We start from the raw sequence: 13,179 nt of genomic DNA, 5'->3' as shown, positions 1-13,179 counted from the left end.
TCAATCGGCCTTAATTATTGCTGAGCGCCGTATTTGACTAACACATGCCAGAGCAGCTTGAGTTCGTGTGCCACCTGAGCGCGATTCCCCCGATGGCGCCAATGTTGGGGCGAATGGTACAAATCCCGCGCCGCCACGCCAATGGCATAGGCATCGACACGCTCATCGATAGCGATGCGACTCGCCAAAGATGGCATAGTCGGGCCACGGAAATCACTGGGGATCTGCGCCGTGTGCAGGCTAAAGCCATTATGGTATTGCAGCTCGATATCATAGCGATCGCAGAGCTTGCTTAAGGTGGCACCGATTTCAGTCCCTTTAAAACTCGGATCTGCCACCAACATGGCAATATCTTCATCGAGGGACACATCACCGTGGATCTGCGCCTCAATATAATGGTCGAGATTCGTCGACATCGGCCGTTCAAAGCGCGACAGCAGGGAGGAGTTCAGTTGATGCGCCAAATATTGGATCACGTTTAGCGGCTTAAAATCCACTTTACCCAAGGCATAGTGGCGCTCAAAACTCTCGGTGAGCAGCGCCGCCAATACATCATCAAAACAGGATAAGGTGCCCTTTTCCTTAGGGTTACGGTAGGAATCTAAATAAGTGAAGGTCGAGCGCGTGAGCAACTGCGAGTGGGTTAGCAAATAACAGCTGCCAAAACGTGGGGCTGGACCATCCTGCCACATGCCTAAATCCAAGGCACCATACTTAGGCCGAGACTTAGTCCCCTTGTAAGCATCGCCAAAGAGTTGATTTTCCCAATGATCCCTTGGCCCACCTAACTCGGGGGATAACTGCCCGTTGGAGATATGGGTTTCGAATTGGCTGCGGTATTGACCATCACGCAATAATCCTTCGGCCACTGTGATACCGCGGCTATCGATTCTGTCGGGATGAAAATGCAGTGCGACTCGGCCACAGTGTAACAATTGCTTCAGCGCCGCTTGCATCTCCTGCATGGGAATGTTGGACATCTGCTGCACGTTTCGAATAACCGCCACGGCCTGTTCACTTCGGCTACGAGCGAGGCGTTCAATATGCTGTATTGCTGTCATAATCCACCTGCCATGGAGCGTCAATATGCCTAAGAGGACACATCCTAAGAATTCAATGGTGCAGAGTTCAAGCTGCAAGGGGAAATATCCCCGGTTATCTTTACTAATCTGATTTACGACAACGTCACGCTAATGTCTTTGCAACCTATTGAGGATGTTTGTTAATTTTACCCCAAGTTGAATTACTTAGAAGCAATGAAATTAACACAAGCGTGATCTTTCCCTAAATACTGAACAAGATACTGATAGGTCGATAAATTAGCCACTCCTGAATCGGCTTTTGCGGCAGATAAACAACAAACCACTTTCAAACATGGCGATCTAGCGCCTCTTCATGTAAGCTGCACGCCCGCCAATTCGGCCATACTACTGCTGCGACCCTTTGCTGCCACAAGAGACCCATTAATGAGTTTTTCCTCCCTAGGTTTATCTGCTCCAATCCAAAAAGCCGTGACTGAACAAGGTTATGACACACCCTCGCCCATTCAAGCACAGGCGATTCCCGCCGTACTGACGGGTAAAGACGTGATGGCTGCGGCCCAAACGGGGACAGGAAAAACCGCAGGCTTTACCCTGCCGTTGCTCGAATTACTCTCTAAAGGCAATAAAGCGAAGGCAGGACAAATCCGCGCCCTAGTGCTCACCCCCACGCGTGAGTTAGCGGCTCAAGTAAGCGAAAGTGTTGAAACCTATGGTAAATATCTGCCATTACGCTCAGCGGTTGTCTTTGGTGGCGTGCCGATTAATCCCCAAATTCAAAAGCTACGCCATGGGGTAGATGTACTGGTCGCAACGCCAGGCCGATTATTAGATCTAGAGCAGCAAAAGGCGGTGAAGTTTAATCAACTCGAAGTTTTAGTGCTGGATGAAGCGGATCGCATGCTCGACATGGGTTTTATTCGCGATATCAAAAAGATCCTCGCCATGTTGCCCGCTAAACGACAAAACCTGATGTTTTCGGCGACCTTCTCCGATGAAATCCGCGAGCTCGCCAAAGGCCTAGTGAATCAACCAGTAGAAATTTCAGTTACGCCACGCAACGCCGCGGCAAACACGGTCAAGCAATGGATTTGCCCCGTCGATAAGAATCAAAAATCGGCGCTGCTTATTCAGCTCATCAAGCAGGAAGACTGGCAGCAGGTACTAGTGTTTTCACGCACTAAGCACGGTGCCAACAGACTGGCTAAGAGTCTTATTCAAGCCGAGATCAGCGCCGCCGCTATCCACGGCAACAAGAGCCAAGGCGCACGCACCAAAGCCTTAGCCGACTTTAAGAGTGGCGAAGTACGAGTACTCGTGGCGACCGACATTGCGGCGCGCGGGCTCGATATCGACCAATTACCACAAGTGGTGAACTTCGATCTGCCCAATGTGCCCGAAGATTACGTGCACCGCATTGGCCGCACCGGCCGTGCTGGCGCCTTAGGCCAAGCCGTATCCTTAGTCAGTAGCGAAGAAACTAAGCTGCTCAGGGATATTGAGCGTTTGATCAATCGCGTGCTCGAAAGGCAGGAAGTTGAAGGCTTCAGCCCTGTCCATACGCTTCCCGAATCGACCCTAAATGCCCATGGTAAAGAGAACAAAATCAAAGCCGTGGCGAGTCAACGTAAGCACCGCAGCGCAGGTAAACCCGCGCCAAGAGCCGGTTCGGGCCGCGATGGTCGTAAAACACCGGCACCTAAAACAGCTGACAATGGCGACTTAGCACAGCAAAAGGGCCAAAACGCGCAGCCAAACTCAAGTCAGCGTAACAATCAAGGCCAGCGCAGTCATCAAGGTCAACGCAACCAGCACCAAGAGCAACGCAATCACCAAGGCGAGTCTAAGCGTCCGCAAGCGGCAAAAAACGCTGAGCACAAGAATGCACCTGCGACAGCCGAACAGGCCCGCTCGCCAAAACCGCAGGATAAATATCCGCAACGTAGTAAAGGCCCTGCTAACTCAAGTAATAGCGAACATAAGGCCAATCGTGAGCATAAAGCCAAAGGCCAGTCTCATTCAGGCTCGCAGCAACGCAGTCAAGAGGCTCGCCATCACGAAGGGTCTAGCGAAAAGACAAACCAAGGGCTGCGTCGCCAAGGCAAGCCACAGGGACGAGTTCAACAGAGTACAAACTCCGCAGCTAATGCCCCGAAAAAGTAATCCTATCGCCCAGATAATCGCGGTAATGGTGTGAAGTAAGCAAGTTGCCACACTTATCACCACATTAAATATGATGGCAAAACCGTGGTTTTAAGCAATGTGATACCTTGAGTTAAGCTCCATAAAAATGCCCAACTTTATAAGCTGGGCATTTTTTATGGATGTCACACACGCTTAAATCTAGACGATTCGAACCTTAAACTGCTGCATCCCCTCCCGCAACGAATTTGCCTGTTGCGATAATGACTCACTGGCTTTAGCCGTTTCGAAAGCACTATTTAAAACGAGCTCCCCCGAATCACGTATCGCATTAATGCGCTCGCTAATATCTTCCGCCGTGACCGCCTGCTCCTCACTCGCGGTCGCTACCTGCGAGTTCGCCTGCGAAAGTTGCGTCAATGCATCTAATATCTCAAATAAGTTCTGTTTAATTTGATTAACCAGTACGGATGACTCACTGATTTGACGTTCATTTTCCTCAAAGGAACTCACAGCCGATTTAGCATCGACCACTAAGGTTTGGATAAGCTCACTGATTTCCTGTGTTGCCGTTTGGCTACGAGTCGCTAATGCTCGCACCTCATCGGCCACCACGGCAAATCCTCGGCCTTGATCGCCCGCCCGCGCCGCCTCAATCGAGGCATTTAACGCCAACAGATTCGTTTGCCCGGCAATCGCATCCACTACCGACACAAAGTTTAAGATCTTGCCCGTACTGGCCTGTAATTGCTGAATAAGTTGACTCGAATGTTGAGCGCTAACGACCAATTGTTGAGTGATTTTCTCGCTAGCCTCAACAACGCCACAGCTCTCCTTCGCTCTGTTTTCCGCCTGTCCCGCCGAAAAGGATGCCGTCTCGGCGCTGCAGGCCACCTCGGTAATCGTCGCGGCCATTTGTGTCATAGAGGCGGCGACCTGATCCGTATTGTCCTGCTGTTTCAGTATCGCCTCGCGATTGTTTTCGGCCACCGCATTAAGCTCTGTGACCATCGAAGCGATTTCTTCGCTACGATCAACCACTTGCCCCACGGTTTTGCTTAAGGTTAATGCCATTTGATTCATGCTTATGGTCAACTCACCTAATTCGTCCTTTGAGGTGACGGCAAGTTCGTGGCTAAAATTTCCCGATTGCATTAAGGAGGCCGCATTACGCAGCTGGGTGATGGATTGCACTATGTAACGACTAGAAAGCAGTCCGACAAATAAACCGATAACGACCGCAATTGAGGAGATAATCATCATACCGTAGGCGGCCTTAATCTCTTCCTCTTCGGTCACAGATACCGCTGTCTTCGTCATTTGCTCCAATTGCAGCGCAAATTGGCTTAACTCGGTATTGAACTCTTTTTGCGTTTTCTCTAGCGCATCAACTCGCTGCGCTAACAGGGCAGACTCCTGTTTTTGCTCAATTCCCGCTATCACAGCCACTAATTGGGCGTCGTAGTGACGAAAGCCTTGGATGATGTTGGCAATCTCTTGACTCAATTGTAGGGTTTTGTCGCGCAGCTCAGCGGGTTGAGATAATTTCAGCGCATCATTGAGCATGGTTTGAGTCGATTGTAATTCATGATTTATCAACTCTTTATGCTTTATCACGTCGGCAATAAAACCATCTATCAACCTTTGTTCGGGAGAGACTTTAATGTCCGAGGCACGAAAAGCCTTTTCGAGGATAATCGAGCTTTCAAGCTGTTGAATCGTCACATCGGTAGACAGCCTAACGAGTGGAATATTCTCGGTCGCAATACCATGGACTTCGTCCGACACTCGCTTCATTTTCAGCAAACTAAAGCCTGATAACAGCAACATCAACACTAGCATCATCCCAACGAGGGCAAACATCTTATGCTTGATGCTGAGATCTTTTAAAAAACGGCCCATAAAACCTCTCTCCATGAATAGCGCTGCTCATCCTTTATTTAGGATAGTCGCAGTTTTCAACAAGAGCGGAAGAATTGAAGCTAAACTCAAGAAAAAACTAACTTATATAGAAACACTTGAGCATAAAACCTCCCATTTTCTTTGGTGTTTGACCACAAAGGAGAGAGCTTAAATCGCTTCATCTTTGGCGTATTTCAACCTCAGTAACCACAGCAACAATAACGGGAAATTAGCCCGCGAAAACTTGCATTCGGCAGGGAGATAACCGAAGATCCCAAAGCCTTTTTTATTGCGTAAAGCCCTAGATGACACACTCAGCCTCGACCGACACAGCATTGCCCGATAGCCATAACCAAATCCGCGCGCAATTTCCTACCCTCTCGCAAATGTTGGGCGATTATCCCCTGTGTTATCTCGATACTGCGGCCACCAGCCAAAAGCCGCAATCCGTGTTAGATGCCATGGCGCAGTATTACCTGAACGACAATGCCAATGTGCACCGCGCGGCGCACCAATTGTCGGCGCGCGCGACTTCTAGCTACGAGAAGGTTCGCGATGACTTACAAGGGTTTATTAATGCTAAACGCCGCGAAGAAATCATCTTCACCCATGGCACCACTGAGTCGATCAATCTAGTTGCCTATGGCTTAACGCCACAGATAGCAGCGGGCGATCTGATTTTGATCGATACCGCCGCCCACCACGCCAACATAGTGCCGTGGCAAGAATTGGCAAAACGCACGGGTGCCATCATTAAACCTATTCCTCTCGATCAGGATGGCAGGCTCGATCGCCATGCCTATCAAGCACTGCTCACCCTCAAGCCAAAGGTAGTTGCCCTTTGCCATGTGTCGAACGCCTTAGGCACAGTGAATCCTGTTGTCGAGTTAGTACAGCAAGCCAAGGCGCAGGGGGCGCTCACCTTAGTCGATGGAGCACAGGCGGTTGCACACTTAAACTTAGATATGGCCGCCATCGATTGTGATTTTTATGTGTTTTCAGGCCATAAGATGTATGGTCCAACTGGCATTGGTGTGCTTTATGGCCGCTTCGATAAGTTAGATACGCTCACCCCGCTGTTAACGGGCGGCGAGATGATTAAACGAGTGAGTTTCGATGGCACAGAATTTGGCAGTTTACCTAATCGCTTAGAGGCAGGCACCCCGCCCATCAGTGAAGTCATCGGCCTAGGCGCCGCTATCCGCTTTTTGCAACAACACTTAACGCCAGCGGTTCAGGCCCATGAGGCAGAACTACTGCAGTATTTACAGCAGCAGCTGCGCGCCCTCGGAGATGTGCATCTCTATGCTGCCCATAGTGATAATCTCGGTGCTGTCGCCTTTAATCTGGGTGATGAACATCATCAAGATGTGGGGATTTTATTAGACCAACAAGGCGTTGCCGTGCGCTGCGGCCATCACTGCGCCATGCCCTTGATGCAAAGCCTTAACCTGAAGGGCTGCTGCCGCGCATCGATTGGGATCTACACCAATAAAGCCGATATCGACCGCTTTATTGCCGCCTTAGCCTCAGTCAAAGAGTTGCTGCTCTAATCCGCTCGCTAAGGGTTAATATCATTGCGCCATCAGGCAACATGCTTAAGAAGAGGACATTTTCCCCATGACATTGCCAATCATGCCCGCTGCCACCGAGTTTGATTACTCCGTTGAGGATTCATCAAGCCTGTTAGCCCGTTTTGAGCAAGCGCCAAACTGGCAGGAAAGATATCGCCAAATCATGTTATTAGGTAAAACCTTACCGAGTTTAGCGGATGAATTTCGCCTTGAGGCCGCCCAAGTCAAAGGCTGCGAGAGCGATGCCTGGCTGTACCATATTGAGCGAGACGCTAAGCATTATTTTCTAGCCGATAGCGATGCACGCATAGTGAAGGGGTTAATCGGTTTACTGCTGAGCGCCTGTCACGGCAAACAGAGCGACGAGATACTCGCCTTCGACCCTTCCACCTATTTCAAACAATTAGGGCTTGAGGGCCAATTAAGTCCCTCGCGCACCAATGGCTTACATGCCTTAGCCAAGGCAATGATTGATGCGGTAAAACCCTAAATCAATCTGCGGGTTAAATCGGTAAAAGAGGGATTTAATCAAAGACTTCTACGCCTTAACAGGGTATAAAGAAGTAAAAATTAGCTTCATCTGAAGGAGAGCGCACGCCCATGAAGGCTGTTAATCAAGATCGTCGAACGCTGTTAAAAGGGATTGGCGCCGCCACGCTACTTTGTCCCTTTGCCAGTTTCTCCAGCCTTGCTGCGCCGCGCTCTCGGCGCTTATATATCGATGGTTTATCCTTTTTGCCCGATGATTTAGCCGATGTCCCCGCATCTGGGCTCGATGCCTTTCTATGTGATATCTCTGCCATCGAAACCATTGAACAAGCCGACGGCACCTTAAACTACAAACGCACTTACAAAGCCTGTATGGAAAGCATCCAGCAAGCCGCGAAACGTGTCAGCGAACATCCTGATATTCTCCTGCAAGGCTTAACCGGACGCGATATCCAATTGGCGAGGGAGAGCAATCGCACTGCGGTTTTCTTCCAAATCCAAGGTGCGGATTGCGTTGAAGAAGACAGCGAGGCCAATCAATGGGCCCGCGTCGATGAGTTTCACCGCCAAGGTCTGCGAGCACTGCAGCTCACCCACCATTACGGCAATACCTTTGCGGGCGGCGCCCTCGATAACGATGCCAATGGCGGGCTCAATAAACCTCTTACCGCCCATGGCCGTGCTCTGATTGAAAAACTCAATCATGCCAATATCTTAGTCGATGTCAGCCACTCAAGTGCCCAAACCGCATTAGATGTTGCCAAACTCAGCCGCGCGCCCATAGTCCAAAGCCATGGCGCGGCGCGTGGTATTGTCAAACATGCCCGTTGTAGCCCCGATGAGGTGATCCGCGCCATTGCCAACTCAGGCGGCGTATTCGGGGTCTTTATGATGAGCTTTTGGCTCACCAATAATGCCGTCCCGACCGTTGATGACTATATCCGCCAGTTAGAATATGTAGCCCGTATCGGCGGGGTCGGTTGTGTCGCCATCGCCAATGATTATCCACTCAGAGGCCAAGAAAATCTGTTAGCCCTGAATAACGACAATGCCCAGGGCGTGAAGGAATATCAGGAATGGTGGTACAGCCTAAGGGCTAAAAAAGTGTTAGGTTTTGATGCGGAGCCAAGACATGTGGTCATTCCCGAGCTAAACCATATCGAGCGTATGAGCCGTATCGACGATGCGTTAGCTAAGGCCCGCTTTAAGTCGACCGATCGCGACCGCTTTATGGGCGGAAACTGGCAAAGAGTGCTCAATCAGGTACTCATCTAAGCGCACTAACAACGTCATGGTTGAATTGCGAATAATCACTCGAGTAAATGGACCGTCATGCTGACCACCCTAGCCATCTCTAACTATCGTACCTTGAGGGAGATAGTCTTACCCCTTGGACGCCTAAACCTAGTGACTGGCGCTAACGGCAGTGGCAAATCCAATTTATACAAAGCCTTACGGCTATTAGCTCAAACGGCGCAGGGTGGCGTTGTTAATGCGTTAGCGCAGGAAGGCGGCTTAGACTCCTGTTTTTGGGCGGGACCAGAGAATCTCACCAAGGGCATGTTAGCAGGAGATACGCCAATTGAAGCGACGGTCAGGCAAACGCCCAAACGTCTAAAACTTGGGTTCGCTGGCGAAGATTTTAGTTATCTGATTGAACTTGGTCTCCCCAAACCGGACTCCACCACCCTATTTGGCTTAGATCCGCAAATCAAACGCGAGGCGATTTGGAATGGCCCCAAATATCGCTCCGCCAGCGTGTTAGTGGAGCGCCGCGGTCCTATGGTGAAGAGTCGCAGCCCCGAGGGACAAGGTTGGCTCACCTTGAGCGCTCATCTGCAAAGTGGTGACAGTATTTTTACCGAACTTGCCGATCCGGAGCGTAGCCCTGAAGTGTTAACGCTAAGGGACAGCATTCGCGCCTGGCGCTTTTACGATCATTTTCGAACCGATGCAGAGGCCGCTGCGCGTCGTCCGCAGCTCGGGACAGCCACTCCCGTATTGCACCATGACGGTCGAGATCTCCCCTCTGCCATACAAACTATTTTTGAGATTGGCGATAAAGCGGCATTCGATCATGCGGTAACCGATGCTTTTCCGGGGGCCAAGGTGCGTATCACGCCCCAAGCGGGCGGGATACTCCAACTCGAATTCCACCAGCAGGGCTTGTTAAGGCCACTACATGCCAGTGAACTCTCAGACGGTACCCTGAGGTATTTACTGCTTATCGCCGCATTACTTACCCCAAGACCACCCGAGCTAATGGTATTAAACGAACCCGAAACCAGCCTGCACCCCGATCTATTGCCCGCTTTGGCTCGGCTTATCGCCAAGGCTTCCGAGGGGTGTCAGCTTTGGGTCGTGTCCCACGCTAACCGCTTGATTAATGCCTTGAGTCAGTTTGAGCATTGCAATACCTTGGCACTCGATAAAAATCTAGGGCAAACCCAAATTGTGGGGCAGGATTTACTCAATACGCCGAGCTGGCAATGGCAACTCAAATAGCCGCTAAGATATAACGTCTCTGCATCATTCGGCATCGTAAAACACGGCCAGCCATAGGGTTTCATCCTCTGAACTGGTCGACGCAACTCTGTGCTTTTGATGCGGCGCTAGGGTGAGGTAATCCCCTGGTTTTAGGGTAACTAACTGAGCATCTTCGAATTCGAGCTGCGCCTCTCCTTTGAGCAACATGACCCACTCATATTGAGATTGATCGTACCACTCCCCCGACGGCGTCGAATGACCTTGCGAGATAATGCGTTCAATCTTCACCTTGCCATTGCAAGCAAGGGTTTCGAACACTTCTAGTGATAAATCATCGGGGAGTGACTGATAAAAATTTTGTAGCATCTTGAATCCTTATCATGGCTCGAGAGCAAGATAATCTATTGAGAAACCAAAGTATAAACCGTTATCATAGGCGCTCTTAGGGCTAAGAGCCTTATGAGATGACAAAAAAGATCGTTGTATCATATGGATATGGAGAAGTTGACCTATGTCGTTGTTTCGCGCATTTAAAGCTAAGTTATTTAATGCAAAAAAGAATAGCTGCGCCCACCAAGACATACCTCTTCAAACCTCTCCCAATCCCGCTCCACTCCCATCCAGTACGTTCAAACCTTATTTTAGTCTTGCCATTCAAGCGACTCCGGCGCAAGCCACTCATTCAGACACCCACGAAGAGTTTACCCGCCACTACTTCGACAGCCCGCAAACGATCGAGCTGCTCGGTTGGGAACGAGAGCATGAATCCTGCACCTTCCACGAGAACCAATTTGACCGCATAGAGATACACGGCCCAGTGCAAGATTTTTATCTCGGTCAGGATAAGACCTGTAGCCTAGAGCAAGATGCTGATGCTGATGCTGATGCGAACCAAGCCCGTTGGCAAGTGGCACTGGTAAACCCGCAGGAATTAGTGATCTGCCGTTTTTATATCGATGCAGGGTACAGAGTACAAGGCGATATGCAGGACTTCGGCAGTCTCACTGGCAAACTGCAACGGACATTCCACCAGATTGAGACCGAGCAAGGTCAGAATCTACTCAGAATTGTCACCCAATCCCCCAACCTCACTCAGGCAGTCGATTGTAATTACTTTGGTGAGCGCAACGGCATCACTCGCCAATTCAATGCCTTAGGTGTATTGCAGTTCGAAGGACATTTTATTGAGGAACAGCAGCTCGGGCGCCAGACTTGGTATGACAATGAGGGCAAAATCAATCAAGTCGAGGAGCGCCACGCCGAAGGAATGTTACTAACCCGCTACTATAGCAATGGTCAGATAAAAGAAACCGCCGAAAAGGATAGTGAAGATAATTATATCAATCAGTTAACTCGCTATTATGAATCAGGCGCCCTGTGGCTGATACGCCCCATGCAGGCGGGAAAAATCCATGGAACCGAGCATATCTACTATGAAGATGGCACGCTGCAGGCCAAATTAAGCTATGACATGGGGGAATTGGTTAAAGAGCTTTGGTACCATACCAACGGCAATCTTAAACAAGAAGTCCATCTCGATGCAGCGGGCAAAAGCCTCGAAACCTATTACGAAGATGGCCAACTCGCCTGGCGAGAACGCCTCAATCCACAGGGGTTAAATTGCGGTTTACGTCAGGAATGGCACCCCAATGGCTTGCTGGCAAATCAACTCAATTTTGTTGATGGCGTTGCCCATGGTAACAGCGAGAAATGGTATTCGAACGGACAGCTTGAACAATGCATCCCCTTTGAAAATGGCCATGAGCAGGGTCTTGCTACTTGGTACCATGAAAATGGTCAACTCTCCCTTGAGATCTACCTTGAAAAGGGCTTAAGAGAAGGCCTTTTCCGCAGTTATTACGAAAGCGGCGTATTGTCAGCCGAGGGCCAATATCAGCGTAACCTCTCCATCGCGCCCTTTATCGAATACTATGAAAACCAGCAAATTCAAATGTATTTGCCCCACACTCAAGGCAATCGCGATGGCACGGCCCGCTGGTTTTATGAAGACGGTACCATCAAGACGATTGCTGAATATGTTGTCCGCGATGGCCAAGGTTACCTTAAGGAACGCTCCTCCTATAACAAACAAGGTGTTCTCGAATCCTTTGAGAGCCACTCCAACACCCGTTGCGGCTACCATCTTGAGGATAATCAACGGGAATATTATCAAACGGGTCACCCTGACACTCGCATCGAATACTATGAGGATGGGGCTATCCGTTGGCTGCTCACTCGCCTAGACGAGAACCTATTCAGCTCAAAAGCCTTTTCAAAACAAGGCGAATTGCTCGAGTCAGGCTTTGTAAAAGTGATAGAAAACGATTATCAGGATGTCGGCCACTGGCAACTTTTTACAGCTCAAGGCCAGTTACAACGCGAAGCCTGGCTCAGCGACGATGGCAAGCTCAATGAAACCCGCCACTATTTTGATGCTACCGAGCAGGAACAGACGGTAGCAACGGAAACCTGCGGCGATGACAGCAACATTGTCGAAGCAATGGCTCGGGCCAATGATGCGAAGGAGCCTCAAACCTCGGCGCCTATCCTCAGCTACCATTTAAAATTTGACCCAGATAGCCAACTCTATGCCATGAAACGCTATCATCCGAATCGTCAAATCGCCGAAGAAGGCAACTTACTTTTTCAGGGGCAAGAACACTTTTGGGTGGGGATCCACAATCAGTACGATAAACAAGGCCAGCTCGAATTATCCGAAACCTATACTATGAGTGGTGAACCGATAGAACAGACAACAAGGTCAAATACCATTCGTTTAAATTAACTAGTTTTACAGAAAACTAAGGATGACTAGATGTGCAATCATATGGGCACCAATTGCGCACTCTAAACCTCGCTTCCAATACAAGTAGCCAGCGATCAAGCCAAAGCCAGCATTACCAAAAATAATATACACAACTAAGGCTAAATTAACCTCAGAACTAAGCGCAAAGGCAACAGGTAAGTGACCAACTCCGAACAGAAAAGCAGATAACACTATCGCGAATAGATAATTATGAGATTGAATCACAGAGTTTTTTGCTTGGGTTAATCGATAGCAACACCAAGTGAGGAACGACATTAATCCCCATCGAATTAATATCTCTTCAGTTATCCCGCCATAGATAACTTTCGAATACCAAGGAGGGGTGAACTTCTCTCCTGCACGAATAAAATCTTCAGGTAGATAGCCAACCAAAACAACCATAAACCCCAAAACAAACAGTCCCCCTAATACTCCGCCTATCACGGCTGGAATCACCTGCGACTTCAGAATACTGTAGGGCTTCTGTCCCTCTGCATAAGCAGCAATAACGGGGGCATGCAAGCCAACTTTGGATGAGAATATAGAACCGATAAACATCATCAGTACTAACATCAACGATGACTGTATAACCGTTAGTAAAACCAATAGAAAAACGGGAATTGCTAACTGAATAGAATGTGTTTCGAGTAGTTTCGAAATAAAAGGGATAATTGATATTATCCCTAAAAAACCAAAGCTAAATAATAGCTTATTAAAACGCCATGTTTTTACATCCATG

10 protein-coding genes are annotated in these 13,179 nt (G+C 49.2%); 6 read left to right on the top strand and 4 right to left on the bottom strand.

Annotation, left to right across the window (positions count from 1 at the left end; genetic code table 11):
- Nucleotides 1-14: 14 nt before the first annotated feature.
- Entirely contained in the window at nucleotides 15-1,061 is a 1,047-nt protein-coding gene (locus tag SHEWANA3_RS04250) for a DUF3626 domain-containing protein (RefSeq protein WP_011715960.1), read from the bottom strand.
- 405 nt (nucleotides 1,062-1,466) lie between these two features.
- Here SHEWANA3_RS04250 and SHEWANA3_RS04245 point away from each other — a divergent pair, with 405 nt between their 5' ends.
- Nucleotides 1,467-3,203 (top strand): DEAD/DEAH box helicase, encoded by a 1,737-nt coding sequence (locus tag SHEWANA3_RS04245; RefSeq protein ID WP_011715959.1) that lies wholly within the window; start codon nucleotides 1,467-1,469, stop codon nucleotides 3,201-3,203.
- 180 nt (nucleotides 3,204-3,383) lie between these two features.
- Here SHEWANA3_RS04245 and SHEWANA3_RS04240 read toward each other — a convergent pair whose 3' ends face one another.
- Entirely contained in the window at nucleotides 3,384-5,084 is a 1,701-nt protein-coding gene (locus tag SHEWANA3_RS04240; RefSeq protein ID WP_011715958.1) for a methyl-accepting chemotaxis protein, read from the bottom strand.
- Nucleotides 5,085-5,389: 305 nt separating this feature from the next.
- Here SHEWANA3_RS04240 and SHEWANA3_RS04235 point away from each other — a divergent pair, with 305 nt between their 5' ends.
- From SHEWANA3_RS04235 to SHEWANA3_RS04220, 4 genes are all read left to right on the top strand, one after another.
- Nucleotides 5,390-6,637 carry a cysteine desulfurase gene (locus SHEWANA3_RS04235; protein ID WP_011715957.1) on the top strand — a complete coding sequence of 416 codons (1,248 nt, stop codon included), beginning with the start codon at nucleotides 5,390-5,392 and terminating at the stop codon, nucleotides 6,635-6,637.
- Between the two features lie 67 nt (nucleotides 6,638-6,704).
- Complete coding sequence (locus SHEWANA3_RS04230; RefSeq protein ID WP_011715956.1) at nucleotides 6,705-7,148, top strand: SufE family protein; 444 nt, start codon at nucleotides 6,705-6,707, stop codon at nucleotides 7,146-7,148.
- Between the two features lie 110 nt (nucleotides 7,149-7,258).
- Nucleotides 7,259-8,422 (top strand): membrane dipeptidase, encoded by a 1,164-nt coding sequence (locus SHEWANA3_RS04225; protein WP_011715955.1) that lies wholly within the window; start codon nucleotides 7,259-7,261, stop codon nucleotides 8,420-8,422.
- Between the two features lie 57 nt (nucleotides 8,423-8,479).
- The gene (locus SHEWANA3_RS04220; protein WP_011715954.1) at nucleotides 8,480-9,652 is read left to right on the top strand and encodes an AAA family ATPase; all 1,173 of its coding nucleotides are present in this window, start codon (nucleotides 8,480-8,482) and stop codon (nucleotides 9,650-9,652) included.
- A 24-nt stretch (nucleotides 9,653-9,676) separates the two neighbouring features.
- Here the strand turns inward: SHEWANA3_RS04220 and SHEWANA3_RS04215 are convergent, their stop codons facing one another.
- Nucleotides 9,677-10,000, bottom strand: a complete 324-nt coding sequence (locus SHEWANA3_RS04215) for a cupin domain-containing protein (protein WP_011715953.1) — start codon at nucleotides 9,998-10,000, stop codon at nucleotides 9,677-9,679.
- 145 nt (nucleotides 10,001-10,145) lie between these two features.
- Between SHEWANA3_RS04215 and SHEWANA3_RS04210 the strand changes: the two genes are divergently transcribed.
- Nucleotides 10,146-12,419, top strand: a complete 2,274-nt coding sequence (locus SHEWANA3_RS04210; protein WP_011715952.1) for a toxin-antitoxin system YwqK family antitoxin — start codon at nucleotides 10,146-10,148, stop codon at nucleotides 12,417-12,419.
- A gap of 6 nt (nucleotides 12,420-12,425) precedes the next feature.
- Here the strand turns inward: SHEWANA3_RS04210 and SHEWANA3_RS04205 are convergent, their stop codons facing one another.
- Nucleotides 12,426-13,178, bottom strand: a complete 753-nt coding sequence (locus SHEWANA3_RS04205) for a CPBP family intramembrane glutamic endopeptidase (RefSeq protein ID WP_011715951.1) — start codon at nucleotides 13,176-13,178, stop codon at nucleotides 12,426-12,428.
- Nucleotide 13,179: the final 1 nt, after the last annotated feature.

Origin of the sequence: Shewanella sp. ANA-3, from assembly GCF_000203935.1 — a bacterium.
GTDB lineage: Bacteria > Pseudomonadota > Gammaproteobacteria > Enterobacterales > Shewanellaceae > Shewanella.
This window is presented reverse-complemented; position numbering and strand designations above follow the sequence as displayed.

What these genes read in the sequence shown, in the direction of transcription:
- SHEWANA3_RS04250 (WP_011715960.1), bottom strand. Translation starts at nt 1,061, where the DNA reads ATGACAGCAATACAGCATATTGAACGCCTCGCTCGTAGCCGAAGTGAA.
- SHEWANA3_RS04245 (WP_011715959.1), top strand. Translation starts at nt 1,467, where the DNA reads ATGAGTTTTTCCTCCCTAGGTTTATCTGCTCCAATCCAAAAAGCCGTG.
- SHEWANA3_RS04240 (WP_011715958.1), bottom strand. Translation starts at nt 5,084, where the DNA reads ATGGGCCGTTTTTTAAAAGATCTCAGCATCAAGCATAAGATGTTTGCC.
- SHEWANA3_RS04235 (WP_011715957.1), top strand. Translation starts at nt 5,390, where the DNA reads ATGACACACTCAGCCTCGACCGACACAGCATTGCCCGATAGCCATAAC.
- SHEWANA3_RS04230 (WP_011715956.1), top strand. Translation starts at nt 6,705, where the DNA reads ATGACATTGCCAATCATGCCCGCTGCCACCGAGTTTGATTACTCCGTT.
- SHEWANA3_RS04225 (WP_011715955.1), top strand. Translation starts at nt 7,259, where the DNA reads ATGAAGGCTGTTAATCAAGATCGTCGAACGCTGTTAAAAGGGATTGGC.
- SHEWANA3_RS04220 (WP_011715954.1), top strand. Translation starts at nt 8,480, where the DNA reads ATGCTGACCACCCTAGCCATCTCTAACTATCGTACCTTGAGGGAGATA.
- SHEWANA3_RS04215 (WP_011715953.1), bottom strand. Translation starts at nt 10,000, where the DNA reads ATGCTACAAAATTTTTATCAGTCACTCCCCGATGATTTATCACTAGAA.
- SHEWANA3_RS04210 (WP_011715952.1), top strand. Translation starts at nt 10,146, where the DNA reads ATGTCGTTGTTTCGCGCATTTAAAGCTAAGTTATTTAATGCAAAAAAG.
- SHEWANA3_RS04205 (WP_011715951.1), bottom strand. Translation starts at nt 13,178, where the DNA reads ATGGATGTAAAAACATGGCGTTTTAATAAGCTATTATTTAGCTTTGGT.